The organism is Streptomyces sp. NPDC002851, assembly GCF_053591935.1.
Genome location: NZ_JBSFUT010000004.1, coordinates 157736 through 183351, shown reverse-complemented (window position 1 = coordinate 183351; position 25616 = coordinate 157736). Strand labels below are relative to the sequence as shown.

The 25616-nt window shown below is 72.2% G+C and carries 25 protein-coding genes and 1 pseudogene; 15 read left to right on the top strand and 11 right to left on the bottom strand.

Going from position 1 to position 25616, the window contains the following annotated elements; all coding sequences use genetic code 11:
- The first annotated feature begins 75 nt into the window (after positions 1–75).
- From ACWD10_RS06195 to ACWD10_RS06180, 4 genes are all read left to right on the top strand, one after another.
- Positions 76–2247: a GAF domain-containing protein gene (locus tag ACWD10_RS06195; protein ID WP_451087549.1), complete on the top strand. Its 2172-nt coding sequence runs from the start codon at positions 76–78 to the stop codon at positions 2245–2247.
- 134 nt (positions 2248–2381) lie between these two features.
- Positions 2382–3017, top strand: a complete 636-nt coding sequence (locus ACWD10_RS06190) for a GNAT family N-acetyltransferase (RefSeq protein ID WP_451087547.1) — start codon at positions 2382–2384, stop codon at positions 3015–3017.
- A gap of 46 nt (positions 3018–3063) precedes the next feature.
- On the top strand, positions 3064–3555 hold the full coding sequence (locus ACWD10_RS06185; protein WP_451087545.1) for a glyoxalase: 492 nt from the start codon (positions 3064–3066) through the stop codon (positions 3553–3555).
- 12 nt (positions 3556–3567) lie between these two features.
- On the top strand, positions 3568–4563 hold the full coding sequence (locus ACWD10_RS06180) for an aldo/keto reductase (protein WP_451087543.1): 996 nt from the start codon (positions 3568–3570) through the stop codon (positions 4561–4563).
- A 138-nt stretch (positions 4564–4701) separates the two neighbouring features.
- Here the strand turns inward: ACWD10_RS06180 and ACWD10_RS06175 are convergent, their stop codons facing one another.
- The 3 genes from ACWD10_RS06175 to ACWD10_RS06165 form a co-directional block, all read right to left on the bottom strand.
- Positions 4702–5223, bottom strand: coding sequence for a hypothetical protein (locus tag ACWD10_RS06175; protein WP_451087541.1), 522 nt, complete (start codon positions 5221–5223; stop codon positions 4702–4704).
- Positions 5224–5448: 225 nt separating this feature from the next.
- A complete protein-coding gene (locus tag ACWD10_RS06170) occupies positions 5449–7455 on the bottom strand; it encodes an ATP-binding protein (RefSeq protein WP_451087539.1) in 2007 nt (668 codons plus the stop codon).
- Positions 7456–7851: 396 nt separating this feature from the next.
- A complete protein-coding gene (locus ACWD10_RS06165) occupies positions 7852–9252 on the bottom strand; it encodes a cytochrome P450 (RefSeq protein WP_451087537.1) in 1401 nt (466 codons plus the stop codon).
- A gap of 207 nt (positions 9253–9459) precedes the next feature.
- On the opposite strand from ACWD10_RS06165, the gene ACWD10_RS06160 reads away from it, so the two are divergent.
- From ACWD10_RS06160 to ACWD10_RS06150, 3 genes are all read left to right on the top strand, one after another.
- Entirely contained in the window at positions 9460–11013 is a 1554-nt protein-coding gene (locus tag ACWD10_RS06160) for an MFS transporter (protein ID WP_451087535.1), read from the top strand.
- Positions 11014–11237: 224 nt separating this feature from the next.
- Complete coding sequence (locus tag ACWD10_RS06155; RefSeq protein ID WP_451087533.1) at positions 11238–12107, top strand: DUF4389 domain-containing protein; 870 nt, start codon at positions 11238–11240, stop codon at positions 12105–12107.
- A 122-nt stretch (positions 12108–12229) separates the two neighbouring features.
- On the top strand, positions 12230–13102 hold the full coding sequence (locus ACWD10_RS06150) for an arylamine N-acetyltransferase family protein (RefSeq protein WP_451087531.1): 873 nt from the start codon (positions 12230–12232) through the stop codon (positions 13100–13102).
- Positions 13103–13141: 39 nt separating this feature from the next.
- Here the strand turns inward: ACWD10_RS06150 and ACWD10_RS06145 are convergent, their stop codons facing one another.
- Complete coding sequence (locus ACWD10_RS06145; protein WP_451087805.1) at positions 13142–14128, bottom strand: NADP-dependent oxidoreductase; 987 nt, start codon at positions 14126–14128, stop codon at positions 13142–13144.
- A gap of 207 nt (positions 14129–14335) precedes the next feature.
- Between ACWD10_RS06145 and ACWD10_RS06140 the strand changes: the two genes are divergently transcribed.
- From ACWD10_RS06140 to ACWD10_RS06130, 3 genes are all read left to right on the top strand, one after another.
- Complete coding sequence (locus ACWD10_RS06140) at positions 14336–15289, top strand: GlxA family transcriptional regulator (protein WP_451087529.1); 954 nt, start codon at positions 14336–14338, stop codon at positions 15287–15289.
- Positions 15290–15414: 125 nt separating this feature from the next.
- A complete protein-coding gene (locus tag ACWD10_RS06135) occupies positions 15415–16344 on the top strand; it encodes a fructosamine kinase family protein (protein ID WP_451087527.1) in 930 nt (309 codons plus the stop codon).
- Positions 16345–16456: 112 nt separating this feature from the next.
- Entirely contained in the window at positions 16457–17206 is a 750-nt protein-coding gene (locus ACWD10_RS06130) for a M23 family metallopeptidase (RefSeq protein ID WP_451087525.1), read from the top strand.
- A gap of 149 nt (positions 17207–17355) precedes the next feature.
- Here the strand turns inward: ACWD10_RS06130 and ACWD10_RS06125 are convergent, their stop codons facing one another.
- Complete coding sequence (locus tag ACWD10_RS06125; RefSeq protein ID WP_451087523.1) at positions 17356–18489, bottom strand: cation diffusion facilitator family transporter; 1134 nt, start codon at positions 18487–18489, stop codon at positions 17356–17358.
- Positions 18490–18579: 90 nt separating this feature from the next.
- On the opposite strand from ACWD10_RS06125, the gene ACWD10_RS06120 reads away from it, so the two are divergent.
- Positions 18580–18939, top strand: a complete 360-nt coding sequence (locus ACWD10_RS06120) for an ArsR/SmtB family transcription factor (protein WP_451087521.1) — start codon at positions 18580–18582, stop codon at positions 18937–18939.
- A gap of 166 nt (positions 18940–19105) precedes the next feature.
- Positions 19106–19723 (top strand): hypothetical protein, encoded by a 618-nt coding sequence (locus tag ACWD10_RS06115; protein ID WP_451087519.1) that lies wholly within the window; start codon positions 19106–19108, stop codon positions 19721–19723.
- 49 nt (positions 19724–19772) lie between these two features.
- Here the strand turns inward: ACWD10_RS06115 and ACWD10_RS06110 are convergent, their stop codons facing one another.
- Both ACWD10_RS06110 and ACWD10_RS06105 read right to left on the bottom strand, forming a co-directional pair.
- On the bottom strand, positions 19773–20516 hold the full coding sequence (locus ACWD10_RS06110; RefSeq protein ID WP_451087517.1) for a hypothetical protein: 744 nt from the start codon (positions 20514–20516) through the stop codon (positions 19773–19775).
- 18 nt (positions 20517–20534) lie between these two features.
- The gene (locus tag ACWD10_RS06105; RefSeq protein WP_451087515.1) at positions 20535–20855 is read right to left on the bottom strand and encodes a hypothetical protein; all 321 of its coding nucleotides are present in this window, start codon (positions 20853–20855) and stop codon (positions 20535–20537) included.
- Positions 20856–20938: 83 nt separating this feature from the next.
- Here ACWD10_RS06105 and ACWD10_RS06100 point away from each other — a divergent pair, with 83 nt between their 5' ends.
- On the top strand, positions 20939–21337 hold the full coding sequence (locus ACWD10_RS06100; RefSeq protein ID WP_451087513.1) for a hypothetical protein: 399 nt from the start codon (positions 20939–20941) through the stop codon (positions 21335–21337).
- Positions 21338–21408: 71 nt separating this feature from the next.
- Here ACWD10_RS06100 and ACWD10_RS06095 read toward each other — a convergent pair whose 3' ends face one another.
- The gene (locus tag ACWD10_RS06095) at positions 21409–21951 is read right to left on the bottom strand and encodes an MOSC domain-containing protein (RefSeq protein WP_451087511.1); all 543 of its coding nucleotides are present in this window, start codon (positions 21949–21951) and stop codon (positions 21409–21411) included.
- A gap of 105 nt (positions 21952–22056) precedes the next feature.
- Between ACWD10_RS06095 and ACWD10_RS06090 the strand changes: the two genes are divergently transcribed.
- Positions 22057–22875 (top strand): isocitrate lyase/PEP mutase family protein, encoded by an 819-nt coding sequence (locus ACWD10_RS06090; RefSeq protein ID WP_451087510.1) that lies wholly within the window; start codon positions 22057–22059, stop codon positions 22873–22875.
- A 22-nt stretch (positions 22876–22897) separates the two neighbouring features.
- Here ACWD10_RS06090 and ACWD10_RS06085 read toward each other — a convergent pair whose 3' ends face one another.
- The 3 genes and pseudogenes from ACWD10_RS06085 to ACWD10_RS06075 all read right to left on the bottom strand — a co-directional run.
- Complete coding sequence (locus ACWD10_RS06085) at positions 22898–24022, bottom strand: acyltransferase domain-containing protein (RefSeq protein WP_451087508.1); 1125 nt, start codon at positions 24020–24022, stop codon at positions 22898–22900.
- 28 nt (positions 24023–24050) lie between these two features.
- The gene (locus ACWD10_RS06080) at positions 24051–24203 is read right to left on the bottom strand and encodes a hypothetical protein (protein ID WP_451087506.1); all 153 of its coding nucleotides are present in this window, start codon (positions 24201–24203) and stop codon (positions 24051–24053) included.
- A gap of 69 nt (positions 24204–24272) precedes the next feature.
- Positions 24273–24827 (bottom strand): annotated as a pseudogene (locus ACWD10_RS06075) (ABC transporter ATP-binding protein); the annotation flags it as partial.
- Between the two features lie 215 nt (positions 24828–25042).
- On the opposite strand from ACWD10_RS06075, the gene ACWD10_RS06070 reads away from it, so the two are divergent.
- The gene (locus ACWD10_RS06070; RefSeq protein WP_451087504.1) at positions 25043–25612 is read left to right on the top strand and encodes a TetR/AcrR family transcriptional regulator; all 570 of its coding nucleotides are present in this window, start codon (positions 25043–25045) and stop codon (positions 25610–25612) included.
- The last annotated feature ends 4 nt before the right edge of the window (positions 25613–25616 follow it).

Sequence of the window (25616 nt, the reverse complement as noted above, 5' to 3'; positions counted from 1 at the left end):
GTCGGACCGGTCCCGGTACGGTCGGCTCCTGCGGTCACGCGCCCGTGACCCACCCGACCAGGAGGGCCCCGCACCATGGGACACACCGCCGGCGGACCGGACGTATACGGTCAACCGGACGCACTCGGCCCACCGGACGGGCCGGATGCGCCGGACGGGCCGGGCGCGCCGGATACGCCGGACGCGCCGGACGCGCCGGACGTACATCACAGCCAACCGGGCGCCCATGACCAACCAGCCGTCGCCCTACGGCAGTTGCTTGACCTCCTGGCCCGCTCGGCCCCGGCCGAGGAGTTCGCCCGCCCGGCGGCCCAGGCGCGCGCCGAGGGTGCCGGGCCCGACGCGCAGGTCCTGGTGGACGAGGCCACCGAGGTGGCGCTCGGCATCCGGCGGACCCTCGCACAGCACCGGCGGCGCGAGACGGAGCTGGCCGCCCTGTTCGACACCGCGAGCGACCTGGCCGCGCTGCGCGACCTCGACGCGGTCCTGCGCGCCATCGTGCACCGGGCCCGGACCCTGCTCGGTACGGACGTCGCGTATCTCACCCTCAACGACCCTGCGGGCGGGGACACGTTCATGCGCGTCACCGACGGGTCCGTGTCCGCCGCCTTCCAGCAGTTGCGCCTGGGCATGGGCGAGGGTCTCGGTGGTCTGGTCGCGCAGACGGCACGGCCGTACGCCAGCACCGATTACCGCGTCGACGACCGCTTCACGCATACGGCGGCCATCGACCACGGGGTGGGCGAGGAAGGGCTGCGCGGCATCCTCGGCGTCCCGATGCGGGTCGGCACCGAGGTGATCGGGGTCCTGTACGCCGCCGACCGCAGTCCCCGTACGTTCACGCCGGATGCGGTCGCGCTGCTCTCCTCGCTCGCCGACCACGCCGCCATCGCCATCGACAACGCCCGTCTCCTGGAGGAGACCCGGGCCACTCTCACCGAACTCAACGCGGCGACGGAGACCGCACGCGCCCACAGCCGCGCCCTGCACCGCGCCGCCGAGACCCACGACCGCCTCACCGAACTCGTGCTGCGCGGCGGTACGGTCACCGATGTCGCCGGGGAGATCGCCGCGCTGCTCGGCGGTGGCGTGGCGGTCCACGACGCGGACGGCACGGAACTGGCCCGTCCCGGCACGGAGACGGAATCTCCTCACGCGGGCAGCGAGACGGGCCCTCCGCCCGAGGAAGCCGTACGGGCCTCCCGAGCCACCGGCCAAGCCGTCGCCGCCGACGGCGCCTGGATCTGCGCGGCCCTCGCCGGGCCCGAACTCCTCGGCACCCTCACCCTGACCGGGCGAACAGACCTGAGCGAGGTCGACCGGCGGCTCCTCGAACGGGCCGGACTGGTCACCGCGTTGCTGCTCCTGCTGCGCCGCTCCGTCGCCGAAGCGGAGGACCGGGTGCGCGGGGAACTCCTCAGTGACCTGCTTGCCGCGGACCACCGGCAGGTCGGCCCTCCGTGCGCCGGTCAACGGAACTCCGCCCTTCCCCTGCATGCCGACCCCGTGGACCCCGACCGCCGCCACGCCGACAGCCTCGCCCTGCGCGCCCGCAAGCTCGGCGTCCACCTCGGACGGCCGCACGCCGTTCTGGTCCTGGACTGCGCCGCGGAGCACCGACCCCGCCTGTACGCCGAGGTCACCCGGTACGCCCGCGGCCACGGCGGCCTGGCCGGGCCGCACCACGGTCATACGGTGCTGATCGTGCCGACCGGGACCGACCACCCGGGGCGGCGCGCCCGGCAACTGGCCGCCGAGCTCGGCCGGTTGCTCGACACCCCGGTCACGGTGGGCGCCGCGGGCCCGGCCAAGTCCCCCGACCGACTGCCCGCCACACACGCGGAGGCCCTGCGCTGCCTGCGCGCCCTGCACACCCTGGGCCGCACCGGCTCCGGCGCGCGCCTCCCCGACCTCGGCTTCATCGGCGTACTCCTCGGCGACCGAGCGGACATCCACGGCTACATCGAGGACGTCCTGGGCCCGGTCCTCTCGTACGACGCCCGCCGCGGCACCGAACTGACCCGCACCCTGCACGCCTTCTACGCCCACGGGGGCAGCCTCGCGAAGGCCAAGGACGCCCTGCACGTGCACGTCAACACGGTCGTCCAGCGCCTGGACCGGGTCCGCCGCCTCCTGGGCGACGACTGGAACTCCCCGTCCCACGCCCTCGAACTCCAACTGGCCCTACGGCTCCACGACTTGAGCATGGGCAGTCCACCGAATGACGACCACCCAGGGCCTGCCTAGGAGAAGGCGTGGCGGGAGCCGCACGTAAATCAGATGCCGCACACCACGGCGAGATGTAATGCGCGACTCCGGACGTTGTCTATTACTCGGCTCGGCTCGGCCGGTGATACGGCCGCTGCTTCGGGGAGGGCTTGATGGTTGCGGACATGATCGGCACCTGGGTGGCGGGCTGGGCACTGTCGCGGCGGACACCCCCGCCGATAGAAAAGCCCTGGGGCTTCTACGTCGACGTGCCCGACAACCCCACCGAAGTGGGACGCCACGTCCTGCCGGAAGTCGATGAGTCACTGGTCCGCAGCGCCGCCGCGTCCGTGACCGTGCCGCGCACCTGGATGAAAATGCCCGCGGAACCGGAGGAGATCGAACCCTGGCTACCGCAGGGGTGGGTGGTGGCCTGGCAGGAGACCGGGCACCTGATGGCCGTCGACCTGATGGCCACGAACCCGGTCGCACCCGAGGGCTGCACCGCGACCGTGGAGACGGTCGGCGCCGTCGACCACATCCGGGTCCTTGATGCGGCGGGCGAGCAGGTGGCCCAAGGACAGATGGCCATGCTCGGGGAGGCCGCGGTGGTGGACCGCGTGATAACCGAAGAAGCTCACCGGCGGCGCGGCCTCGGCCAGTTCGTCATGCGTACGCTTGCCGACCGCGCCTTGGACCAGGGCGCGACCCTCGGCGTACTCGGCGCGACGGACGCCGGACGTGCGCTGTACGAATCGCTGGGCTGGAAGAAACACGCGACGCTGGCGGAGTGCATTTACCAGCCGTGAGGCGAGGACGTCGGCGGAGGCTCCAGAGAGAGGGAGAAGGATGCACATGAGCAACGGACGTACGGGCGCCGCGGAAGCGGACAACACCGGCGCCGATACCGATTCCGCCACCGCCACCGCCACCGCCACCGCCACCGCCACCGATACTGCAACCGGGCACGCTGCCGACTTTGTTCTCGGTGGTCTCCATCATGTTCAACTTGCCATCCCCGTCGGGGCCGAGGATCTGTGTCGTCAGTTCTGGGGGGACGTGCTGGGGATGAGCGAGGTGGCGAAGCCCGCGGTGCTTGCCGCACGGGGTGGGTGTTGGTTCCGGGGCGGGGGGCTTGAGGTTCATCTCGGCGTGGAGGAGGACTTCCGTCCTGCTCGTAAGGCGCATCCGGGGATTCTCGTACGGTCTCTGCGCGGGCTCGCCGAGCGGCTTGAGGCGTGTGGGCACGAGGTCACGTGGGACGACGACTTCCCCGGTCACGACCGGTTCTACGCCTTCGACAAGCTCGGTAACCGGCTTGAGTTCATGGAACCGCGGGGTGTCTGATAAGCATGCGTCATGACCGAACACACGTTGCCTGTAAGGCGACTTGGCGATCTTGAGGTTTCCGCGCTCGGCTTCGGAGCGATGGTGCTTTCTCCGGGCGTGTACGGCGACATCGATGACGAGCGTGGTGAGCGGGCGCTGCTCGCCGCGCTGGACGCCGGCGCCACCTTCTTCGACACATCCGACGGTTACGGCGAGGCCGGGCACAACGAACGGCTCGTCGGCCGGGCCCTGCGCTCCCGGCGGGACGAGGTGGTGATCGCGACCAAGTTCGGCTTCCGGATACCCGAGGGCGCGGAGCCGCATACCTTCCCGGTGGGCTTCGCCTTCGGGGAGTTGGCCGTGAATGCCGACCCCGCGTATGTGCGCGGCTATGCCGAGGCCAGCCTGCGGGAGCTGGGCACGGACCGAATCGACCTGTACTACCCGCACTTCCCGGACCCGCAGGTTCCGTTGACCGACACGGTCGGGGCGGTCGCTGAGCTGATCGAGGCGGGGCTCGTACGGCACCTCGGGCTCTCCAACGTGACGGCTGAGCAGCTTCGGGCCGCGCACGCGGTGCATCCCGTGGCCGCGGTGCAGACCGAGTGGTCCATGTGGCGGCCGGTGGATGCCGAACTGATCGCTGCCGCCCGAGAGTTGGGTGTCGGTGTGGTGGCTTGGTCGCCGCTCGGGGCCGGGTTCCTCACCGGGCAAGTGAGCGAGGTGCGGGACGGCGACTTCCGGCAGAACAATCCGCGCTTCGACGCCGCGAACCGGCAGGCCAACCACGACCGGTTCGCCCCGGTGCGCGGTGTCGCCAAGGAACTCGGCCTCTCCCCCGCCCAGTTGGCCCTGGCGTGGCTGCTCCACCAGGACCCGCATGTGGTGCCGATCCCGGGCAGCCGTACGCCGAGTCATATCGAGGAGAACCTCGCCGCGGCTCGGGTAACGCTGCCGCAGGATGCGCTGACCCGGCTCGACGAGATTCTGCGTACGACTGAGGTCGAGGGCGGGACTCTGATCTGACGGTGCCGGGCTTCGTGTGCCGCCGATCCGTGCCGCCGACCCGTGCCATTGACCCGTGCCATCGCTCCGCTTCGCGGGTCGGCGGTGCGGGTTCCGTCAGTCGGTACGTTTCAGTCGGTTACGTTTCAGTCGGTTACGTCAATCGGTTCCGTCAGTCGGACCAGAACCGCCGGAACCGCCCGAACCCCGCAGGTCGACGCGCGAGATGTTCCGTGCCTGGATCACCGGGCCGTGCTGCACACCGCCGCTGATCGTGTTGTGCACCGCGCCCGTGGCCCCCGTGTCCCCGCCCGTGTCCGGTGCGAGCTCATCCAGGAGTGCTCGCAGTTCCCTCGCGGCCGCCGGGTCGGCGCGCAGGGCGCGGCGCAGGCGTAGTCGCCACTGCGCCTCGATGTCGGCCGAGATCTGCTGCGCCTCGGCCGCTTCACCGGCGTCTACGTCGACTTCTTCGGCGGCGGTCCTGGCCTCGATCAACGCGGCCCGGGATGCGCGGAGTTCCTCCTCGACCGCATCCGCATCCGCATCCGCCTCGTCGTCCGCACCGGCGCGGGCGAAGAACCGTACGACGCGCTCTCTCGCCTGGGTCCACGTCTCGGTGACCATGAGGCCGACCAGGGTCGTCGCCCCGGTGGCCACCAGCGTCGCCAACTCGGCTTCCACTGCTCCCCCTTCGTGGCGTGGTGTCCACGGTATTCCCCTCAGTGGGCAACGCCCACCCGGAACCGTGCGGCAACCACTCCCGCTCCCGCACCATGTCCTCAACTCCACCCCGCACCAGCAGCAGCCGTACGACCAGGTCGTCCCCCGTACTGCGCGGAACGGTTCTTCAGCTCACTCACGTACGACTGCACGGGCTCGCACACGCACAACCGCACGGAACCCGGCTCACCGCAAGGCCCGGTCGGCCGTAGTGGTGGCCGCGGGCGCGTCGGTGGCGGGGTGTGTGCCCGGCAGGTAGAGGCGGGACGGGGTGCCTGCCTCGATGTCGGTGATCAACTGGTGTAGGGCCGCGCGGCCGTGTGGCGCGGCGAGCCGTGCGTCCATGCGGGCGAGCGTCCGGCGGGCCCGGCGCAGCGCGCGGTCGCGGCGGTCGAGGCGGTGGTCGACGAAGGCGGCGGCGTAGCGGGCGACGGTCTGGGCCCAGGCGTCGTCCCGGATGCCGGGGTGGGTGAGGGCGCGGCGGGCGCTGCGGCGGGCCTCGGTGGGGGCGAAGGCCGCCTGGGTCACGGCCGCGGAGGCGTGGCTGACGGCCGCCGACGGGCCGCCGTGTGCGTGCGCCGGGATGGACTCGGCGGCCTGCCGGAAGTGCGCGGCGGCCGCGGCCAGGTCGCGGCGGTGCAGGGCCAGAACGCCTTCTACGTGGGCGATACGGCCGACAGTGGCGGAGTCACCGGCGAGGACGGCGGCGGGCCAGGCCTTCTGGAGCAGTTCGGTGGCCGTCCGGGGTTCGTCGTACGCGGTCAGCCAGGCCGCAAGCCACCGGCCGCGCGCCGCCGCCGGGCCGTCGGCCTCGCAGAGCGGCAGCAGTTCGTTGAGGTGGTGGCGGCCCTCCTCGGCCCGGTCGTGCACGGCCCACCAGAACCACACGCCGAGCACGGCCTGCAAGGCGTCCTCGGCATGACCCGGCCGGGTCGCGGCATACCGCAGCATCGCCGTCAAGTCGTCCTGCTCATCCCGGAGAAGGCGCACGGCCTGGTTCTGCTGCCCGCCGTCCCACAGGGACTCGGCGACCGCGGCCAGGCGGCGGCAGTGCACCAGGCGCCGCTCCGCCACCCGGTCGAACTCCCCGGCCTCGCCGAGCCGTTCGGCCCCGAACTCGCGGGCGGCCCGCGGCATCCGGTAGCGCGGCATGTGCAGGCCACCCGGGTCGCCCACCGCTTCGAGCACGCCGTACGCGACGAGTTCGGCCAGGTGGCCGGGGACCCGGTGGGGTGGCACGTCGCCGTCGGCACACAGGAACACCGCGTTCTGCTCCGTGAACGTGGCGGCGAAGACGCTCGCTCTGGCCCAGACGATCCGTACCGCCCGCTCGCACAGCACATACGTCGCCCCGATCGCGTCCCGCACGGACCGGTGCCGCCGCAGCGCGGGGCGGTCACCGGTCAGCCATCCGTGCTGCCGACGGATCAACTCGGCCAGTTCGCCCACCGGATGACGTACCGTCTGCTCCGCCGCAAGGACGATGGCCAGCGGGACTCCTTCGAGGAGCCGACAGATCTCCGCCACGGTGGCGATGTCCTTGACGGTCATGTCCTTGACGGTCATGTCCTTGGTGGCGATGTCCTTGGCCGTGTTGTCGACGTCGGTGATGTCCATGGCTGCGCTGTCCGTGCCGCGATCGCTCCCGTCGGCGCGCACGGCCGCCCGTGCTCGGTCGAGGAACAGGCGGACGGCCGGGGCAAGAACGTCGGACGCGGTGGGCGAGCCGAGCCCGGCGGCAACGTCGTCGATGTCGTCGATGTCGTCGATGATGTCGGCCTCGACGCTCAGTGGCTCGAGGCGGAGTACCCGCTCGTCGCCGAGCCCGAGCGCCCGGCGCGACGTCACGAGCACGCGCAGCGTCGGCACGGCCATCAACAGCCGCTGCACCAGGCCCAGGCACTCGGCGTGGGCAGGGTCGATGTCGTCCAGGAACAGCAACGTGGCGGCGCCCGCCAGGTGTTCGGCGACGCGGCCACGGAGATCCGCCGTGCGCGGCTCCGGCGGCGTGGAGCCGGTCAGCGTCCGTGCGACAAGGGACGTCAACGAGCCTGGGGCGGCCGGTCCATTGCCCTGCCAGCGCACCGTGACGAGGCGTTGCCTCCCGGCCGTCGTCGACGCGATGGCGGCGGCCAGACGACTCTTGCCCACCCCGGCCCGCCCGGCCACGGTCACCAAGCGATGCTGGGTCAACAGCCCTTCCAAGGCCGCTAATTCCCGCTCCCGCCCGACCAGTTCACCAGCATGTCCCGCACCCGGCGGCGAGGGCCGGGCGACCTCGGCACTGCCAGCTCTTCTCCACACGTCACTGACTCCCCGCGTTGCTCACGATCCGTACGAGGTGCCACCGCAGCCCGGGCATCGGCCCCGCCCGCTGCAGGACCGTCACTGCAGCGGCACCACGGAACCCCAACGCGCTCGGCGCGCTCCGAGTGGCGCGGCCACGCGCGGGACCACCCCCCGCGCTGAAGAACCGAACTCGCAAGCGTCAAGACGCGGCGGCCCAACGGGCGATCCGCAGGGCATCCGGCACCGCACCGCACACGCAACCTTCAGCGCTCACCACGTCAGCGCTGAACACGTCAGTGCTCACCACGCGACCGGCAGGGCCTCCGGGCCGCGGATCAGGGCGTTGCGGCGCCAGGGGATCTCGTGGGGGGCGGCCGCGAGTCGCAGGGCGGGGAGGCGGTCCAGGAGGGTGTCGAGGAGGAGGTCGATCTGGAGGCGGGCCAGCGGGCCGCCCGTGCAGTAGTGGGTGCCGTGGCCGAAGGAGACGTGCGGGTTGTCCGTGCGGTCGAAGTCGATGCGGTCGGGGTCCGGGAAGACGTCCGGGTCGCGGTTGGCCGCCAGGTACGAGACGTACACCGGCTCGCCCTTCCGGATACGGCGGCCGCACAACTCCACGTCCTCCGTGGCGATGCGGGCGAGGCCGACCGAGTTGCGGTGCGGGATGTAGCGGAGGAGTTCGTCGGTTGCCCGGGGGCGGATCGTGGGGTCGGTCCGCATGCGGTGCAGGAGGTGAGGGTGGGTGAGGAGCAGGAAGAACATCTGGCCGGTGTTGTTCGTGACGGCCTCGCCGCCGATCTGGAGCGGGCCCGCGACGCCGATGGCCTCCTCCTCCGACAGGTCGCCACGGTCCACCCCTGCGGCCAGGAGCGACAGGATTTCTCCGGAATCTCCCATCTCCCCCGCCGATCCCGCCTCTCCCACCTCTCTCGCCGATCCCGCGTCTCCCGCCTCTCCCGCCTCTCCTCGTTCCCCCGCCTCTCCGGCGTCGCCAGCGGCGGTTTCGGGGGCGGGGGCTCGGCCGTCTGCGCGGCGGGCGCGGATCTCTCGGGCCAGCCAGCCGTACAGCTCGTCCTTCGCCCGGCCCGTGACCGTCGCGTCGCGGGACGGGAACACGATCTCCTTGGTCAGGCGGTGCAGGAACGGGCGGTCGGCCTCGGGGACGCCCATGACGTCGCAGTGCACCGTGATGGGGAACGGTTCGAGGACCCGGGCGGTGAGATCCGCCGGAGAGCCGTCCCGTACGACTGTGTCCACCAGGGCGTCGAGGGTCTGCTGCGCCCGCGCACGCAGCCGCGCCACGCCGCGAGCCGTGAAAGCGGGCGCGACCACGCGGCGCAGCCGGTTGTGGTCGGGCGGGTCGGCGAAGGCGAGCGCGCCGGGCCGGGGTTTGAAGTGCGGGGCGAGGCGGGTGATCTGACGTTCGGTGACCGGGCCACGGACGAAGCGGGGGTCGTTCGTCACGGCGCGTACGTCGTCGTAGCGGGTCACGAGCCAGGCCCAGCCCTCGCCGTACGGCAGCTTGATGCGGGTGAGGGGCCCTTCGCGCATCAGCTCGGTCAGGACCGGGTCGAAGTCGGGGCCCTGGATGTTCTGGGTCGGCCAGGAGCGGACGGGGGGAGGGTCGCCCTGGCTCTCTTGGGTTCCGCCTTGCGTTCCGCGTTCCTGGGTCCCGTGGTCTTCGGGTGCGAGGTCGTCGAGCACGTGTCCTTCTCCGTCTTCGTACGGGCGTACGCATTCGTACGGGCGTATGTATGGGTACAGGCGTATGTATGGGTTCGGACGTATGCATGGGTACGCGTGTGGGGCTCCCCCCACCGTCACGCCTCGCGGAGCCGGGCTCGCACCGGCGTACTCCAGATGGGCTCTCCGGCGCCCCGGGACCGGGCTCGTGCTGCCTAGCGTGGGCGCATGGAGACCCCCACGGCGCGTGTGTCCGCGGACGAAGCCGCAGATCAGAGGAGTTGGCGGGCGCTCGGGGTGCTGCTGACCGCCGGGTTCATGACGCTGCTCGACACGTCGATCGTGAATGTGGCGCTGCCCTCCATCGAGCGAGGGCTCGGCGCCGCGGAGGCGGATCTGTCGTGGGTGGTGTCGGGCTATGCGCTGACGTTCGGGCTCGCGCTGGTCCCGGCCGGGCGCCTGGGGGATCTGTACGGGCGGCGGGAGGTGTTCCTGAGCGGGCTCACGCTGTTCACGCTGGCTTCCCTGGCGTGCGGACTCGCGCCGGGGGCCACCTGGCTCGTGGTGTTCCGGCTGCTCCAGGGTGCCGCGGCGGGCATGGTGTCGCCGCAGGTGTCGGGGCTGATCCAGCAGATGTTCCAAGGGCCCCAGCGGGCGCGGGCGTTCGGGCGGCTCGGCAGCGTCGTCGGGATCTCGACGGCGGTCGGGCCGCTCGCGGGTGGGCTGCTCATCGGTGTGTTCGGGCCTGAGCACGGGTGGCGTGCGGTGTTCTTCGTGAACCTGCCCATCGGGGTGGCCGCGTTCGTGGCGGCCTTGCGGTTGCTGCCACGCGGCGAGCGTGCCGGGCGTGCCCGGACCGGCTTCGATCTGGTCGGAGTCGCGCTGCTCGGCACCGGGGTCGTAGCGGTGATGCTGCCGCTCGTGCAGGAGCAGCAGTGGGCCGGGCGGGGCAAGTGGCTGCTGATTCCCGCCGGGATGCTGCTGCTCGCGGGCTTCTGGGGGTGGGAGCGGCGGCAGTCGGGGGCGGGACGAGAGCCGAGGGCGGGGCGAGAACCGGAAGCGGGAGAAGAACCGGAGACGGGACGAGAGCCGGGGGCGGGACGAGAGCCGGAGGCCGGGCGGGGCCGTGCGCCGCTGGTCGATCTGCGGCTGTTCGGGCTGCGGTCGTTCTCGCTGGGCGCGCTGCTCGGGATGGTCTACTTCTCGGGGTTCACGACGATCTTTTTCGTCTACACGCTCTTTCTCCAGAACGGGCAGGGGCTCAGCGCCCTTCAGGCGGGCCTCGCCGCGACGCCGGTCGCGGTCGGGTCGGCGGGCGCGGCCGCGGTGGGCGGGCGGCTCGTGGTCCGGCACGGGCGGCGCCTGGTGGCGTACGGCCTGGTCGGGGTCGCGGTCGGCCTGGCGGGCACGATGGTGGTGGTGCACTTCGTGCCGGGCCGCGCTGTGGCCTGGGTGGCGGCCGTGCCGCTCCTGTTGGCCGGGGTCGGTTCCGGGTTCGTGATCTCGCCGAACACCACGCTCACGCTGTCCAAGGTGCCGGTGTCCCTGGGCGGTTCGGCCAGCGGCGTGCTCCAGACCGGCCAGCGCATCGGCTCCGCGGCGGGCATCGCGACGGTCGGCGCCGTCTTCTTCGCCCACGTCGCCAACCACGACCACTGGGGGCGGGCGCTGCAGCTCGGGCTCCTCACGGCACTCGGGTTCGTGCTGCTCGCGCTCGCGGTCGCCGTCGCCGATGTGCGCGGGGAGCGGTCCCAGGCCGCGGCCCACGGGCCGGGCCGCTGACCGGTCCACGGACCTGACTGCCCCAAGGCCACGGCGGTGGTACGCCGCCTCCATTCGGGCCCTCCGGCCGCGCGCGGGACGCCGTACCGCCGCAGGATGGCGATGTTCAGCCGGAAACCACCCGCCGAATCGTTCGACCGGAGACCACCCGCCGAAATCGTTCAGCCGGTGACCACCCGCCGAAATCAAGGACCACGTCGAACCCGGGACCACCAGGAGCGCTCATGGCCACAGGCTGGGGCCCTCGCCCCACCACCGCAGCCGACGACGACGGCGGTGAGTTTCTGCCCGTCCTCGACATCCCCGCTCCCGGGCCCCAGCGACGCTGGACCGTGCTGCTGCGCTGGCTCCTGCTCGTGCCCCAGTTCGTGGTGGTCTTCTTCCTCTCCATCGCGGCGTTCTTCGTCACCATCGCCGGCTGGTTCGCCGCCCTCTTCCTGGGACGGCTGCCCGACGGGATCTTCGACTTCCTCGGCTCGGTCCTCGTCTACCGGACCCGGGTCAACGCCAGCATGATGCTCCTGGTCGACCGCTACCCGCCGTTCGCCTTCACGGCTCCGGACCACCCGGTGCGGATCGAGCTGCAGGCCACCCCGCTCAACCGGCTCGCGGTGCTGTTCCGGCTGATCCTGATGATCCCGGCGGCGATCATCAACAACCTGGTCCAGGCCGGTTGGTTGGCGATCTGCTGGATCTTCTGGCTCATCGCCCTCGTCCTGGGCCGACTGCCCGGCCCCGTGTACGCGTCCAGCGCGGCCGTCGCCCGCTTCGGCATGCGCTTCATGGCGTACACCACGATGCTCACGCCCGCCTACCCCAAGCGGCTCTTCGGCGACGAGCCGGTCCCCGCGGCGGCCGTACGCTCCGGCACCCGGCCGCTGCTCCTCGACACCTGGGGCAAGGCCCTCGTCGTGATCTTCCTGGTGCTCGGCCTGCTCGGGTCCGTCGTGCCGCGCAGCGTTGACTACGACGGCTACGACGGGGACAAGGACTGGGACAAGGACCGGGGCCCCTACGGGGACGCCCGCGTTTCCGCCCCGCAGCACCCCGACATCGCTGGGCTCTCCGAAGTGTCGCTGGGCTCTCCGAAGTAGCGGAAGCCGCGGTTCGCGGACCCTAGGACCGATCGGAGGACATGGCCCTAGGTCCTCCGTCCCAACAAGTCCCGTCCGGGCGGCCGAGGTGGAGGGGCGCGCGGCGCCCATAGGCTCGAGCCATGGATACGACGCCCGTGTTGCCCCCGTTCACCCCTGCCCGGTTCAAGCTCGACCTCGACGCGTATCTCGCCCGCATAGGCCTTCCGTCCGGGCGTCCCGAGCCCACGGTCGAGACGCTGCGGCGGGTGCACCGGGCGCATCTGACGGCGATCCCGTTCGAGAACGGGGATCCGGTGCTCGGTAGGGCCCCGTCCCTGACGCTGCCGGACCTGGAGGCCAAGCTGGTCCGCGGCCGCCGTGGCGGCTACTGCTTCGAGCAGAACACCTTGCTCGCCGCCGCCTTGGAGGCCCTCGGCTTCCGGGTGACCGCCCTGGCCGCCCGGGTCCGCAAGGGCGCACCGGCGGGTGCGGTGCGCCCGCGCACGCACATGACGCTGCGCGTGGACGTCCCGGGCAGCGCGCAGCCGTACCTCGCCGATGTCGGATTCGGCGACATATCCGGCCTGTTGGAGCCGATCCCGCTGGCCACGGGCACCGAGACGACGGCCGGTCCGCGCCGCCACCGCCTCGTGCGCGAGCCGCACCACGGCCCCGACGACCTCTGGGTACTGCGGGCCTTCACGGACGGCGACTGGGAGGACGAGTACGCCTTCACCGGCGAGCCCTTCGAGCTGCCCGACTACGAGGTCATGAACTGGCACGTCGCCACCCACCCGCGCTCCCCCTTCAGCCGACGGCTGACCGCTCAGCGTACGACCGAGGGCTTCCACCTGTACCTGTTCCGCGGCCGCCTGGTGACGACGTACGACGACGGCAGGCGCGAGGAGCGCGAGGTGCACGGCAACGACGCGACGCTGCGGGTCCTCGCGGCGGACTTCGGCATCGAACTGCCCGAGGGGACACGGCTGGAGGGGGCGATGCTGGAGGGGTGAGCGAGCTCTGACACCGTCCACGGCGCAGTCGCTACGTCACTACGCCCCTACGACCGCGGCGGGTCCGTCTCCCGTCTCCGTGCCTTCCACAACCAGGACGATCTTGCCGGTGGTGCGGTTGGTCTCGCCGAGGGCGTGGGCCTTGGCGGCCTCGGCGAGCGGGAAGGCGGCCTCGATGTGGGGGCGCAGGGTGCCGGATGCGACGAGGTCGGCGATGGCGTTCATGCCCGCGTGGTCGGCCTCGACGAGCATCGTCTCCGCCCGTACGCCCCGCTGCGCGGCCTTCGCCGCCTCGTCGGGGTCGGTGCTGGGCAGGAGCGAGACGAGGGTGCCGCCGGGGCGCAGCACGTCGAGGGAGCGGGTGCGGGTGTCGCCGGAGATCGCGTCGAGGACCACGTCGACGTCCGAGACGGCCTCGGCGAAGTCGACCGTGCGGTAGTCGATCGTCTCGTCCGCACCGAGGGAGCGCAGGAAGTCGTGCTTGGCCTCGCTGGCGGTGCCGATGACGTACGCGCCACGGGACTTGGCGATCTGCACGGCGAGATGCCCGACGCCGCCCGCGGCCGCGTGCACGAGGACGCGCTGCCCGGCGCGTACGTCGGCGGTGTCGACGAGTGCCTGGTAGGCGGTGAGCGCGGCGAGGGGCAGCGCGGCGGCCTGGACGTGGTCGATGGCGGCGGGCTTACGGGCGAAGGCGCGGGCGGGGCCGGTCACGTACTCGGCGTGGGCGCCGACGCCGTGCGGGTAGGGCAGCATGCCGAAGACCTCGTCGCCCGGCTTGAAGAGGGTGACGCCGAGCCCGACGGCCTCGACGACTCCGGAGGCCTCCCAGCCGAGGGTCTGCGGGATCCTCGACGAGGGGAGGGGGAGGAAGATCCGCATGGACCGGTGCTTCCAGTCAGTCGGGTTGACGCCGGCCGCGCGGACGGCGACCAGGATCTCGCCCGGGCCCGGCACGGGCTTGGGTACCCGAACTTCCTTGAGCACATCGGGAGTTCCGAGGGTGTCCTGGCTGATGGCGCGCATGGTGGCGGTGTGGGCCGGGTCGCTGTTCGTCGCGTCGTGGTTCGTGGTGTGTCCGTTGCTCATGGTTCCAGCGTCGTCATCGGGCGCGGCGCAGGCCATGGCATGATGGCCATCTTTCGACAAGATCCTGCCAGCACGGCCCGGTCGTCGGGTCAGGGTCAGGGTCAGGGTCAGGGTCAGGGTCAGGAGAAGGATGGAGCGGGCGCCGTGCACCGAGTCGTTGTTCTGGCCCTGGACGGGGTGTACCCCTTCGAGTTGGGCATTCCCAGCCGCGTGTTCGGCGCCGCGGACGGTCGGTACGAGGTGGTGACGTGCAGCCTCGACGGCCGCGCGGTGCGGACGAACGCCGACTTCTCGCTCACCCCCGAGCACGGCCCGGAGGCGCTGCGCACCGCCGACACCGTGGTCGTCCCGTCGTTCGGCAGCGGCTGCCTCGCCCCGAACGTGCCCGAGGGCGCGGCGGCGGTGCTCGCCGCGGTGGCTCCCGGAGTGCGGCTCGTGTCGATCTGCACCGGCGCCTTCGCGCTCGCGGCCGCGGGGCTGCTCGACGGCCGCCCGGCGACCACGCACTGGGCGCTCGCGGACCATTTCCGCGCCACGTATCCGCGGGTGGCCCTCGACCCGGACGTACTGTTCGTCGACGACGGGAACGTGCTGACCTCGGCGGGTGCCGCATCCGGCGTCGACGTCTGTCTGCATCTCGTCCGCCGGGACCACGGCAGCGAGGTCGCCAACCGGGTGGCCCGCATCTGTGTCGTACCGCCGTGGCGGGACGGCGGGCAGGCGCAGTACATCGAGCAGCCGGTGCCCGAGACCTCGTCGCACAGCACAGCGGCCGTACGGCAGTGGGCACTTGAGCACCTCGACGAGCCGCTGGCCCTCGCCGACCTCGCCGAGCGCGCCCGGATGAGCCTGCGCACCTTCGCCCGCCGGTTCGCCGAGGAGGTAGGCATGAGCCCGGGCCGCTGGCTGATCCAGCAGCGCGTCCACCGGGCCCGGCACCTCCTGGAGTCCACCGACCTTCCGGTGGACGAGATCGCCGGGCAGGTCGGCTTCGCCACCGGTACCTCGCTGCGGCAGCACCTGCACGCCGCGATCGGGGTGTCACCGCTGGCGTACCGGCGTACGTTCCGGCACGCCACGGTGGACGACCGCGCGTAACGGCCGCCCGCCTCCCCCGGAATCGCGGACCCGCGCCACCACGCGCCACCCCACCCCGTCCCGCCCCGCCCCGTCCGTCCCGTCCCGCCCGGCGATGGCGTCCGTCTGGTGCATGCTGGTGTGTCATGAGGGAGACGAGCCGCGGCGCGGGCGACCCGGCCGCCGTCGCCGCCGCGCGGCTGACCGGGCGCCGGGTGGTGCGGCAGCGGCCGCTGTCCGCCGAGGTGACCGAAGTCACCCTGGACGGCGGGCAGTTGGTGGTGGTCAAGCGGGCCGACGGCGACGGTGCCGTGCGGGCCGAGGCGGCCGGGCTGCGGTGGCTGGCCGCGGCCGACGCGGTCCGCGTGCCACGCGTGTACGGCAGCTACGGCAGCCACGCCGACCAGGCAGCCCACGCAGACCACGCAGCCCACGCAGACCACGCAGACTGGCTGGTGACGGACCGGGTGCCGGAAGGACGGCCGAGCGCACGGGCCGCCGCGCGGTTCGGCCGCGAACTGGCCGCCCTGCACGCCGCCGGGGCACCCGCGTTCGGCGCCCCGCCGCCCGGCGGCCCCCGGGACGCGTTCATCGGGCTCGCCCCCATGCGCAACGCCACCGGCACCGACTGGCCGCGCTGGTACGCGGAGCACCGGGTGCTGCCCTACCTGCGCCGTGCCGTCGACGACGGCACGCTGCGCCCCGCTGAGGCGGGCGTGGTGGAGCGCGTCTGCGAACGGCTTCCCGGCCTCGCGGGGCCCGCCGAGCCGCCCGCCCGGCTCCACGGCGACCTCTGGAACGGCAATGTGCTGTGGGCCGAGGACGGCCACGCCTGGCTGATCGACCCGGCCGCGCACGGCGGACACCGCGAGACCGACCTGGCGATGCTCAAGCTCTTCGGCTGCCCGTACCTCGACCAAGTCCTGGACGGCTACCAGGAGATGGCGCCGCTCGCCGACGGCTGGGCCGACCGCGTCGGCGTACACCAGCTGTTCCCGCTGCTCGTGCACGCGGTCCTGTTCGGGCGCGGGTACGCCGAGCGGGCCTTGGCGGTGGCGGAAGCCGTAGGCGGGTAACGGTCCAGGGTCGTAACGGCAAAGGGAATATGGTCCGAAGGGCGTGACGGCTTCCACCGTTCGGCCCGCGCCAAGGTGCGCGACCACCCCGACACGCCGTCTCCTCATGCCTATGACTCACGACAGGCTCAAGGCTGAAGAGCGGAACGACGACAGGCAATACGACGACGGTCCCGGCAGCACGCGGCGCGCGATGCTCGGCATCGCGACGGCCGTCCTCGGCGCGGGCGCGCTCGGCTTCCGCGGGCCCACCCCCGGGCAGCCGAAGGACGAAGAGGCGCCCGAGGACGCGTGGACCGGCGACTGTGCCGGTGCCTTCGACGCGGAGTACGAGACCCTGCTCACCCGGTCCACCCTCGCGAGGGAACTCGAACGCGACGTGGGCGCCTGCGCGTTGGAGGACTACGGCTGCGTGCGGGGCGGCGCGGCCGGTCTCGCCGGTGCCGCGCCGCGGATGCGCTGGGCGCGCCCCCTCGCGAGGAGTTACCGCGTCTCGAACCCGTACGGCGTGCGCGGCGACTGGGCGGCCGGACACCACACCGGCATCGACCTGGCCGTGCCCCGCGGGACGCCGGTACGCGTGGTGGGCTCGGGCGTCGTCGTCCTGGCCGCCCGGTCGGGGGCTTACGGCAAGGCGGTGACGATCCGAATGAAAGACGGCTACTACGCGGTGTACGCGCACCTGTCCCGGATCGGGGTCCGGTACGGCGCCCGCGTGCACACCGGGGAGTACCTCGGGCGCGCCGGGAGCACGGGCCGCGCCACCGGACCGCACCTCCACCTGGAGATCCGGAGACGGCGCCACTACGGATCGGACGTCAACCCGGTCCGCTATCTGGCCAAGCGGGGCGTACGGATCTGAGCGGCGTCGCGCGCGGCGGGCACGTCCAGGGCGGCAGGAGCTGTACGAGCCGACCCATGTGCCCGAGACGACCTGCGCGCCCGAGACGACCTGCGCGCCCGGGACAACCTGCGCGCCCGAGCTGACCCGCGTACCCCTCTCGGCACGGCTCACGCAGTGGCGTGCTGCCGCTCCACGCCATGGTGCGCGAGCGCCTGGTGCGGGTCCCGGTCCCCCGCGGCCGGGGCGGAGTCCGTGTGGACGAGGGCGGCGGTGAGCCGCGGGACGGCGTGCAGCAGGGCGTGTTCGGCCCGGACCGCGATCTCGTGTCCGACGCGGACGCTCAGGTGCCCGTCGACCACGATCGCCACCTCGGCGCGCAGCCGGTGACCGATCCAGCGCAGCCGCAGCTCGCCGATCTCCCGTACGCCGGGCACGCTCCGCAGCGCCGTTTCCGCGGCGTCGACGAGGGCGGGGTCGACGGCGTCGAGGACGCGCCGGAAGACCTCGCGGGCCGCGTCCCGCAGCACCATCAGGATCGCCGCGGTGATGAGGAGCCCCACGATCGGGTCCACGAGCGGCAGGCCGAGCGCCGCGCCGCCCGCGCTCAGGAGCACGGCGAGCGAGGTGAACCCGTCGGTGCGGGCGTGCAGCCCGTCGGCGACAAGGGCGGCCGAGCCGATCTCCCGGCCCACCCGTATCCGGTAGCGGGCCACCCACTCGTTGCCGACGAATCCGGCCACGGCCGCCCCGGCGACCGCCCACAGATGGCTCATCGGGCGCGGGTCGAGAAGCCGGTCGACGGCCGCCCACCCGGCGAACACCGCCGAGGCCGCGATGGTGGCGACGATCGCGATCCCGGCCAGATCCTCGACCCGGCCGTATCCGTAGGTGAAGCGCCGGGTGGCGGCGCGGCGGCCCAGGACGAAGGCGATGCCCAGGGGGACGGCGGTCAGCGCGTCGGCGGTGTTGTGCACCGTGTCGCCGAGCAGCGCGACCGAGCCGGAGAGGACCACGATCACCGCCTGGATCACGGCGGTCGCGCCGAGCACGGCCAGCGAGACCCACAGCGCCCGGATGCCCCGGGCGGAGGACTCGAGGGCGCCGTCGACCTTGTCCGCGGAGTCGTGCGAGTGCGGTCTCAGCACATGCCCGAGCCGGTGGGCCACCCGGCGGACGCGACGATCCGAGTGAGGCCCGTGCGAGTGCCCGGGGTGCACGGGATGCCCGGAGTGCCCGGAGTGCTGGTCCTTGCCGTGGGCGTCGGCGTGGCCGTGGCCGTGCTGACCGTGATCGTGACTCACGGGACTCCTCCTCCTGGGGCGTACGCGTACGACGGGCAACGGCGGGGCCGGGTGCTTGCACCCGCGGCCGCACAGCACCATTATGTGCGTATGAGCGCACGCATGCACCTATCACCTGCGCACGATGCGCACCCGCGACAGCCGGGCGAGGAGCAGTTCGCGCGCGCCGCCGTGCTGCTCGCCGTCCTCGGCGACCGCACCCGCCTCGCGCTCCTGCACGCCTTGGCGCGGGCGGAGGCCGATGTGACGACGCTGACCGAGCTGTGCGGCGCCCAACGCCCCGCCGTCAGCCAGCACTTGGCGCGGCTGCGCCTGAGCGGCCTCGTCACCACCCGCAAGGAAGGCCGACGGGTGATCTACGCGCTGGCCGACGGCCACCTGCGGCGGGTAGTGGACGAGGCCCTGAACCTGGCCGACCACCAGCTCACCCACCGCCCGCCACACGCCTGACGGCCCGGGCTTCGCGGCGTGGCACGATGGGGACGCTTCGCGCCGGGCCAGAGCCGGGGCGCGGAGCAACGAGAGTCGGAGCGCGTGGAGCAGGAAGCGCGAAGAGCGCGTGGAGCATGCGACGCGGAAGCAGGACCAGCGAGCAAGGCAAAGGGAGGCGGAGGCCGTGACGGAGCTCCGGGAGACCGTCCTGGGTGATCCCAGCCAACTGCCGCCACGCAGCACGGGCGGGCGGCTCTTCGGGGTCGTACTGCTTCTGGTGGCCCTGGGCATCTGCGGGGTCGGCGTCAACATGATGCTGACGGCCGCCGGGGCGAAGGGCGTGCAGGGGACGCTGACGGTGGAGCGCTGCTGGGAGCAGGACCGCAGCGGCAGGGCCTTCGACGAGCCGCGCTGCTCGGGCACGTTCCGTCCGGACGGCGGCGGCGAGCCGGTGGAGAACGCCGAGTACCGCGGCGGCGGGGCCGCCAACGTGGCGGCCGGTACGAAGCTCCAGGTGCACGAGAGCGGAGCGACGTACAAGCTGTCCGGCGGCAAGGGCGTCGCCCAGGGCGTGATGGCGGTCTTCGGCGGCGTGGCCTTCTCGGCGCTCGCGGTGCCGTTCCTCGCCACGGGCATTCAGCCGCGCTGGTTCGGACGCGGCGAGAACCGGATGCGGGTCCTCGCCATGGTGACGTTCGGGATCAAGGGATCGACGGCCGGACGGGTGCGGAACATCCTGCTCCTGGCCGGGCTCGCGGGAATGCTCGTGTCGTACTTCACGTACGCGACGATGAGCTCCTGAGGCACGCACGCAACGATCAAGGGGCCAGGACCTGGCCCCTTGAGCCGCCTCACACCCCGGGCTCGGGGTGGTCGTACCCGCCGCCCACCTCGGGGAAGTTCTGCAGCGCCGTGCCGAGGCCGCCCACGATGGCGCCCGAGGCGGTGATCGAGATCATCACGGCCTGCTCGCAGGCGCTGTACGCCTCGGTGATCCGGCCCCACGTCTTGATCATCTGGATGATCTCCAGGGCCCCGACGGCGTACCCCGCGATCAGGCCCACGCCCGTCTCGGCGAGCAGCGTTCCCGCGGCGAACGCCACTCCGGCGATGATCGCCTCGTCAAGGAGCTGCTTGCACAGGCCCGCGATCAGGTCGGCACCGGCCCAGACCGCCGCGTACAGCTCTTCGTAGTGCTGCTGGAGCTGCTCGAAGTCGCCCTTCAGGCCGTCGATCTTGTCGGCGAGCTGCTCGAAGTAGACGAAGGCGCCGTCGGCGGCGCGGCCGTTCCAGGTCTTGTCGAGGGTGCCGTTGCCGCCGTCGAGGTTCTTGGCGATGCCCTCGGTGAGCTTGCCGATGTTGACCCAGGCGGCGGCGCACTTCGCGTAGCCCTCCCAGTCACCGGCGAACCACTTCGACACCTCCTCGAAGGGGTCGAAGTCGAAGGCCGCCTTCAGCGCCTCCGCCGCCCAGGCGGACGGGCTGAGGAGATCGCTCACAGCGCCGATGACATCGCTGACCGGCCCCTTCTCGGGCTCCGTGGTCTGCGGCGCCTTCAGGTACGACGTGGGCTCGACGGTGTCGGTGAAGGACATGGGCGGAACGCTCCCTGATCAGCGCTTGGACTCGGGGTAGGTGGCATCCTGCCGCTCCGCCTCGGCGCGGTCCGTCTTCTCGTAGTGACCGGCCGACCGGGCCAGCTCCGAGGAGCCGGAGTCGAGGAGCTTGCCGACGCGATCGAGCACCGCGTCGACGCGTTCCACCGCTGTCGGATGCAGCTCCGTGAGATGCAGGATCAGCCCTTCGGAGGACTTGTCGCCGACCGCGTCGCCATGCGTCTTGGCGTATTTCTTCGCTTCCCGGGCGTCCTCGGCCGCGCGCCCGACCTGCTTGCCGAATCCGCGCAGGTCACTCGGCTCCACGTCGAATGGCACTGCTATGCCCCCTGTCTACCCTGATGTGCGCTGGATACCATAGCCCACCTCTTGTAGACCCCGACGAACGAACGTGTCCAGCCATGAACCAGAACTCCAAGCCCGACGCGCCCTTTACGGACATGACCGGCGATCCGGTCCGAGCACGCCAACTACGCAAATCACTCGAGACACTTGCCGAGCGCAGCAACGATCCAGCCATGCGCGAAATGGCCCGTGAGGTCCTGTCCGGACGGCTGACCCTGCGGGAGGCCACGACCGTCCCCGCGTACAACGAGGCCATGCGCAGCGGGATGCAGCAGGGCCTACGGGCGTACGAGTCGATGTCAGAGGCGGACCGGCGCGAGGCCGAGGAGGAGGGCCGTCGCCAACGCGACGCGGTACAGGCCGAGTTGGACGAGGAGGAGCGCGAACGCACGCGCGCACAGGGCGAACGGGGCGGCCGACCCGGCAAGCACAGCGGGCGGGGTTGGAGCCTCTAGTCGGGGTGGGAGCCTCTAACGGGCGGGGGTGGAGCCTCTAGCGGGCGGGACTGGTCAGTCGAACCCGCGGGTCAGACGCGGTCGAGTGGGCGGTGCGGGCCGTCCGGGAGTTCAGCCTTGATGGTGTCGCCGGGGCGGATGACTCCGCCGTGCTGCACGACGCTCATGATCCCGGCCTTGCGTACGAGGCCGCCGTTCGCATCGCGGCCGACGACCTGCTTCAGGAGGCCGTCCTGGAACATGTCGATCTGCACGCAGGGGTTGCGCAGTCCGGTCACTTCGAGGACCGTGTCGGTGCCGATGCGCAGCACGGTGCCGACGGGCAGGCCGAGCAGGTCGATGCCGCGGGTGGTGATGTTCTCGCCGAGGTCGCCGGGCCGCACCCGGTGGCCCGCCTCGCCGACCTCCGCGAAGAGTTCCTCGTGGATGAGGTGCACTTGGCGCAGGTTGGACCGGGTGGGGTCCTGGGCGATGCGGGAGCGGTGCTTGACGGTCACACCGGCGTGGACGTCGCCCTCCACGCCGAGTCCGGCGAGCAGCGTGATGGCCTCGCGGTTCGGCTTGGTGAACGAGTACGCGCCGTTGCTGCTGACGGCCACCACGGTTCCGGTCATCCCGCCGACTCCCCTCCACGGTCGCGCAGTTGTGCGCACGATCTTACCCGGCTCGCCCGGCACGGTTCGGTGCGGGCCGAAGCGTCCCGGCCGTAGCCTGCGGGCATGCCCGTCTCCGATCCTTTCGCCGCCTTCTTCGCGTTGCATCAACGTGACCGCACACAGGGTCCGTTGCTGCTGCCCAACGCCTGGGACCACGCCTCCGCCGCGGCGCTCGCCGAGGCGGGATTTCCGGCGGTCGGTACGACGAGCCTCGGCGTGGCCGCCGCGGCGGGCCTGCCGGACGGAGCCGGGGCCACGCGGGACGAGACGCTCCGGCTTGCCCGGCGCCTCGGGACGGGCCGTTTCCTGCTGTCGGTCGATGTCGAGGCGGGGTTCAGCGACGATCCGGCCGAAGTGGCCGCCCTCGCCCACGAGGTGGCAGTCGCCGGAGCGGCCGGCATCAACCTGGAGGACGGCAGGCCCGGCGGCACCCTCGTACCCGCCGAGCTGCACGCCGCGAAGATCACAGCGGTGAAGGATGCGGTGCCACGACTGTTCGTCAACGCCCGCACGGACACGTACTGGCTGGGTACGGAGCGCCCGGATACGCCGCGCCGCCTCGACGCCTACCAACGGGCGGGTGCGGACGGCGTGTTCGTGCCCGGGCTCGTAGATCCGGCCGCCATCACGGCCCTGGTGCAACGCCTCACGGTGCCGCTCAATCTCCTCCACTCCCCCACGGGTCCGACCGTCGCGCAGTTCGGAGAACTCGGCGTGGCCCGGGTCAGCCTGGGGTCGCTGCTGTTCCGTACGGCGCTCGGGGCGGCGGTCGACGCGGCGGTACGGATCGGGCAGGGCCGTTCGGTCGAGGGGTGCGTTCCGTCGTACGCCGAGGTGCAGCGGTACGGGCGCGGCGGGACGTCACCCGGCGACAACGCGTAACCGCCCGGCAGGGTAGGGCCGTTCAGGGAAGAAGGGTCCAGCCGCAGCAGAGCCGCCACTCGCCCCCGGCCCTCAAGTGGGTCGTGACGGCGCGCCGCAGCGTGCTGTCCTGAGGCAGGGCCGCGAGGTCGGCGGTACGGCCCGGGGGCAGGTCGAAGACGAACTCCAGGATGTCGTCGTTGCCGTGGGCCCGGTGCTCGAAGGGTGTGAGCCTGCGCTGGAACCGGAGGATGTTGGCGCTGTCCGGCAGATGGTCGGCCAGTTGCTCGTCCAGGAGCCAGGACCGGCATACGGCATGCCGGTAGCGCTCGTCCGGGAAGTGGCGCTGGAAGAACGGCCCCGCGGCCCGGAGGGAGGCCTCGCACAACTCTGGGGTGAGCGCCCCTTCACCGGGGATGTGCACCTCCAGGACCGGGTCGCCGGGGACCGGGCCGACGCCGGGTGCCCCGGCGCCGTAGCGGGTCTCCTCGAGCCGGGTCCGGTCGAACTGGAGCCGCCCGAGCCGGAACAGCCTGCCCCGGAAGTGCTTGACCATCCACAGCTGCCGGTCGAAGCCTCCGGTGCCGTACATGCGGCGGTGGGTCTCCATCTTGGGTCCGAGGTCGCCGAGTGTGGCGCGGGTGATGTCCCAGGGGATGCCTAGTTGTTCGTACGTCCGGAGGGCACGGGGCAGCGCGGCGAGCAGGACGTGGACGTAGAAGTACCGTCCGGCGGGGCCGAGTTCGGCGGGTGCGTGCGGCCAGGGCGGCCGATGGCCGGTGCGCCGCGGGTCGGAGAACAGCGCCTGGTGGCACCGGACAAGCGCCCGCCACGGGGCGGGGGTGTGCTCCGGGTCGGGGCGCGTGGCGAGGACGTCCGCGTGATCGGCGGCAGGGATCGCCAGGATCCGCATGCGCTGCTCGACCTCGGCCGGGGCCGGGGCCGGTACGGGTGGGGTGGGCGCGTCGGGGTCGACGGGCTGCTGCTCCAGGGCGGAGAGCCATGGGGCTGCGGCCGGGTGATCCCAGGGTTGCTTGGTGAGCTTAGTGAGCTTAGTGAGCTTGGTGGGCTCGGTGGGCTTGGGCTGCTTGGTGCGCCTGGGTTGTTTGGTGGGCTTGGGTTGTTTGGTGGGCTTGGGTTGCTTGGCGGGCATGTCGGACGGCGTCACGGGGTCCGCTCCTTTCCGGGCCCAACGGTCAGTGGTGCCGCGACCCGTGGCTGTCCCCCGTACGACCGAGGTAGCGCAGGACCGCGAGGACGCGGCGGTGTTCGTCCTCGCCGCGTTCCAGGCCGAGTTTGGTGAAGATGGCGGCCACGTGCTTCTCGACGGCGCGCCGGCTGATCACCATGCGGCGGGCGATGGCCTCGGGGTGGTGTTGGGGGCCGGGTGGAGTGATGGGCTTCGGGTGGGGCTGTCATAGCGCGCCGGTCGGCTCGTCCGCGCAGATCAGGGCGGGCCGCGTGACCAGGGCGCGGGCGACCGCCACGCGCTGCTGCTGGCCGCCCGACAGTTCGCCGGGCCTGCTGCCGCCGCGGCCGTCGAGCCCGACCTCCGCGAGCACCCGGGCCGCGGCGGCGCGGTCCGGGCGCTGCCCGGCGAGCCGCAGCGGGAGCAGTACGTTCTGCTCGGCCGTCAGCGCGGGCAGCAGGTTGAACGCCTGGAAGACGAACCCGATCCGGGACCGCCGCAGCCGGGTCAGCCGCCGCTCCCCCATCCGCCCGAGGTCCTGCCCGGCGAGCACGACCCGTCCCGAGGTGGCCCGGTCCAGGCCCGCACCGCACTGCAGGAGCGTGCTCTTGCCCGAGCCGGACGGGCCCATCACCGCGGTGAAGCTGCCGTGCGGCAGCCGCACGTCGACACCGCGCAGCGCGTGCACCGTACGGGCTCCTCTCTCATAGCGGCGAGTAACGCCGTCCATGGCGAGCGCCCACTCGCCGGTCCCGGTCTCCCTGTGTTCCCTGTCGTTCCGCATGCCCTCGACGGTACGAATCCGCAGGTCGGGAGGGGTATGGGGCAGCCACCCGGATTCTGGTTCGGAAACTCCGAACCCTGTCGGCTCCTGTCGGCGGGCCGAAGCTGCTACGGTTTGGACAGATGCCCAAGACGTACGACCAAGACGTACGACCAAGACGCACAACCAACGCACGCGCACCACCCGGGCGTACGCCCAAGAAGGGACAAGACCCGATGCCCACCTCCGCCGACCGCGGTCACCAAGTGCGCCAGCAGCTGCTCGCCGCGGCCGCCGAGCTCATCGCCGAGCTCGGCTGGAACGCGGTCACCACCCGGAACCTGGCCGAGCGCGCCGGGGTGCGGTCCGGGCTCGTGCACTACCACTTCGCTTCCCTGCCCGCCCTGTTGCGGCAGGCGGCGCTCGACGCGATCCGCCCCGCCCTGGCGGAGGCCCGCGCGGTCCTCTCGGCGAGCGAGGTACCGGCCGACGGGATCGCGGCGCTGCTCGCGCACCTCGACGGGTACACCGGGCGCGACCCGGAGTCGCTGCTGTTCGCCGAGGCGTACCTGGTGGCCACACGGGACGAGGAACTCCGCGCCCGGCTGGCCGAGTTGGTGACCGAATTCCGCGGTGAGCTGACCGCGGCCCTGAACCGCGCGGGCCATCCCGCGCCCGACGCGGCGGCGACCCTCGTCATGACGGTGCTCGACGGTTTCGTCCTGCACAAGGGCCTGGATCCCGAGCTGTCGGCCGAGGGCCTCGCGCCCCTCGTACGCGACCTGGTGGCGCCCCCATCCAAGTGAACGG